This is a genomic window from Bacillus sp. MUM 13 (genome assembly GCF_001866725.1).
Classification (GTDB): Bacteria; Bacillota; Bacilli; order Bacillales; family DSM-1321; genus Peribacillus.
This window is the reverse complement of record NZ_MLYQ01000170.1, coordinates 1-3,849: the sequence shown is the minus strand read 5'-3', so window position 1 is coordinate 3,849 and position 3,849 is coordinate 1. Positions and strand designations below refer to the sequence as shown.

Here is a 3,849-nt window from a genome sequence, read left to right as displayed (position 1 = left end):
AAGGTGCGAGACTCCTGCGGGATTAGCGGGAAGGTGAGACCCCGCAGGCGCAGCAGATGAGGCTCACCGCCCGCCCCGCGGAAAGCGAGCATCCTGCAGTGGAAATCAGCCGGCCAATATTAAAAAGGCTATCCCTTAATGACGAAAAGGGGGAAATTAAATGATATTGGAAGCTGTTATGCTACAAGTTAAGGAAGGTATGGAAGCAGAATATGAAGAAGTATTTCGTGAGGCATCAGAAATTATTTCTTCAATGAAAGGGTATATATCTCACGAATTACAGCGTTGTATGGAAATTGAGGGAAAATATTTACTACTGGTGCAGTGGGAAACATTAGAAGACCACACAATTGGATTTAGACAATCCAACGAGTATCAAGAATGGAAAAAGAAATTACATAATTTTTATGACCCATTTCCAATAGTTGAACATTTTGAGAAAGTTAAACTTTAATAGTTGTTCTTGAACTAACGGGTACGTAGTTGAAGAAGATGCCTACAAGAAGAACTCATAAATGGGTTCTTTTCTTTTGATGAAGTATCAACATTAACGTTCGTTTAACAGAGCCTTTCCATAAAAAAAGGAACCACAGAGGGTTCTTTTTTTTGAATCTATTAAATGCGCTTAGCGCCAAGAAATTTTGGTTTCCAGTATGAATTGCTAGTATATGTGATTGACACACCGTGAGAAGTTGCTGCATGAATCATTTTTCCGCTTCCCATGTAGATAGATACATGAGTAGGATTAGATGCTTTATTTGGTGCGAAAAACATTAAATCTCCAGGTGCCAGCGAGCTGACTTTCTTGCCTGTTCTATACATTTGAGAAGCTGTTCTTGGAAGTGTTTTACCTGCTTTGCTATATGAATATTTTACAAGGCCTGAACAATCAAATCCGCTCGGAGTTGTTCCGCCCCATACATATTTTGTCCCTAAATTGCTTTCAGCTACCGAAATAGCTTTTGAATTATAGTAAGCGGCCTCACCCATTGCCGGTGCAACAGAACTAAAAATGACGGCCAAAGACAAAGCTGCAATGATTTTCTTCAACATAGTTGTATACCCCCTGGTGTGATTAGCTAAACATATCATACTTGGATAGCATAACAATGGCATCACAGGAATATTACAATTACGTTACAAATAATAGGAACATCCTCCATTTAGTAGAATCGCAGTGCAATAACTGGTATAAAACCATTTTTTAAATATATATCCTTGAAATTCAATTAAAAAATATGCCCTGCTATTCAAACAGGGCATACTTTCTATCTTTTATATTTTTCTATCCCAGTGGCGATGCTGGGCGATTCCTTCAATAAATTGTTTGTTTAATCCAGCCAGATCTTCTGCATTCCGTGAAGCAATTACCCCGGGAACAGACAGGGGCTCTTTACTTTCAGGAGAAACTATCTCTATACCGGCAAATGCCAGCAAGTCCGTTCCTTCATTTGCTGCTCCAACCGTTTTGTAATGGCTGTAAGCATCCTTAAGAAAAGCGGCTGCCTCCTTGACCGTTTTTAACCGTTCTGCGCTTTCCTGCCCCCCCGCAGCATACACGGCATCGAATAATACAGAATCGCTCGTCAGGAATGTCTGATTCACTTCAAGCTCCTGTCCATCCGAACTCTTGATCATGCCCAGATTCTCACTGATCACCACTGCTGTTACTCCTGCCTTTTTCAATGAATCCTTCAAACTCTTTATCTCCTCATAATTAAACCCGTCAGCAGCCAGTATGGCCGCTTTTCTTGTGGCAGGAGATTTAACAGTATGAAGCTGGCTGAGCGCAGGAGATGATTCGCTTACAGATGACGCCTTGCTGTTTGCCGGTACCTTTGCTCCAATGCCCTTTGCGATCTGCTCAGCAAGGTAATCATCCACATTGCTGAACATGTCCACTACCTGCTGCTGCACATCCTTGCTTTTAACTTTGCCTAGTTCAAAGCGGAAGGCTTTAATGATATGTTTTTTCTCTATATCTGTCATGCTGTTCCAGAAAAGCTTGGCCTGTGAATAGTGGTCGTTGAAGCTTTCACTTCGCTGACGCACTTTCCTGCCCTCTACTTTTTCCTGATAATGCTCATATCCGCCTTCTTCTTTTGTTGATGTCTCAGGATAATTGCCTTGAAGCGAATTGTTTCGATAGGCCACCGGTCCCTTATTAATCGTCATTCTATGGTAACCATCATACTGGTTGTTATGGAATGGGCATACAGGGCGATTAATCGGGATTTCATGAAAATTCGGGCCCCCTAACCGGAGCAGCTGTGTGTCTGTGTAAGAAAAAAGGCGTCCCTGCAGTAACGGGTCATTTGTGAAGTCTATCCCTGGTACCACATTTCCCGGATGGAAGGCAGCCTGCTCTGTTTCAGCAAACACATTATGAACATTATTATTTAATGTCATTTTCCCGATTATTTTAACGGGTACAATTTCTTCCGGCCAAAGCTTGGTGGGGTCAAGGACATCAAAGTCAAATTTAAATTCATCTTCCTCATCGATCATTTGAACGCCAAACTCAAACTCAGGGAAGTTCCCGCTGTCTATGGCTTCCCAAAGATCTCGGCGGTGGAAATCGGGATCATTCCCGGCAATCTTCTGCGCTTCCTCCCATACAAGAGAATGTACGCCAAGCAAAGGCTTCCAGTGGAATTTCACAAAACGCGCCTTGCCTTCTTCATTTACAAAGCGGTATGTGTGAACGCCAAAGCCTTCCATCATCCGGTAGCTTCTGGGAATTGCACGGTCTGACATCGCCCACATCACCATATGGGCCGATTCTCTATTGTTGGCGACAAAATCCCAAAATGTATCATGAGCTGTCGAAGCCTGAGGCATCTCATTATGAGGTTCGGGCTTAAAGGAATGGACAAGATCCGGAAATTTGATGGCATCCTGGATAAAGAAAACAGGCATATTGTTTCCGACAAGGTCATAGTTTCCTTCTTCCGTGTAAAACTTTGTCGCAAATCCCCGCACATCACGGACTGTATCTCCTGAACCGCGTGATCCCGCAACAGTTGAAAACCTTAAGAATACCGGAGTTTTCACAGCAGGATCTGACAGGAATTTAGCTTTTGTATATTCAGCCATGGACTCATAAACTTCAAAATACCCATGTACACCGTAACCCCGGGCATGGACAATGCGCTCCGGAATGCGTTCATGGTCAAAGTGGGTCATCTTTTCCCTGAAATGGAAGTCTTCCATTAAAGTCGGCCCGCGAACTCCGGCTTTCAAAGAGTGCTCATCCTCACTTATTCTTAAACCCTGATTAGTTGTAAGCTTTTTTCCGTCATTATCAGAACGGTATGGTTCCAGCTGTTCATTTTTACTGTTTTCATTCACTGTTCTTTCAAGCTTATCTTCATTTTTCACTCTTAGTGTCCTCCTTGGGATATTCGTGAATGCTTACAAAACATTATCTACATCAGAGATTTCTTATCCGCCCTGATGATTCAAACTAATCGGACTTTTCCAGACAGATAAATTCTGCTTGCTCTCTTAGATAGAACTCAGTCCTTAAAGAGAATGTTACTGCCCGTAAAAAACGCGATATATCTTTACGCTGATATGTACTGCATATTGCTCAAAATAGTGCCTGCTAGGTAAAAGACAGAACTACTAAACACTTACCCTTGATTGTGGAATATAAACTTTCCGGTGAATGCAGAAATCCTGGCATAGCTATTAAAACTTTTTTAAAATCAATGATTTTCCTTGGATAAAGGCTCTTTTCTTAAGTATTATTGTTTTTTAATATGTTCTGTGAAATGATCACGCAGTTAAACCAGGTTTATTGGAGCGTAAGGTGCGAGACTCCTGCGGGATTAGCGGGAAGGTGAG

At 42.1% G+C, this 3,849-nt stretch carries 3 protein-coding genes; 1 reads left to right on the top strand and 2 read right to left on the bottom strand.

Annotation, left to right across the window (positions count from 1 at the left end; all coding sequences use genetic code 11):
- The first annotated feature begins 160 nt into the window (after positions 1–160).
- Entirely contained in the window at positions 161–454 is a 294-nt protein-coding gene (locus BIV59_RS22505) for an antibiotic biosynthesis monooxygenase family protein (RefSeq protein ID WP_071353690.1), read from the top strand.
- Between the two features lie 161 nt (positions 455–615).
- Here the strand turns inward: BIV59_RS22505 and BIV59_RS22500 are convergent, their stop codons facing one another.
- Both BIV59_RS22500 and BIV59_RS22495 read right to left on the bottom strand, forming a co-directional pair.
- Positions 616–1,053 (bottom strand): C40 family peptidase, encoded by a 438-nt coding sequence (locus BIV59_RS22500; protein WP_071353689.1) that lies wholly within the window; start codon positions 1,051–1,053, stop codon positions 616–618.
- A gap of 222 nt (positions 1,054–1,275) precedes the next feature.
- A complete protein-coding gene (locus BIV59_RS22495; protein ID WP_071353688.1) occupies positions 1,276–3,381 on the bottom strand; it encodes a catalase in 2,106 nt (701 codons plus the stop codon).
- Positions 3,382–3,849: the final 468 nt, after the last annotated feature.

Excerpts from the sequence above, each read along its gene's own strand:
- BIV59_RS22505 (WP_071353690.1), top strand. The coding sequence starts at position 161 with ATGATATTGGAAGCTGTTATGCTACAAGTTAAGGAAGGTATGGAAGCA.
- BIV59_RS22500 (WP_071353689.1), bottom strand. The coding sequence starts at position 1,053 with ATGTTGAAGAAAATCATTGCAGCTTTGTCTTTGGCCGTCATTTTTAGT.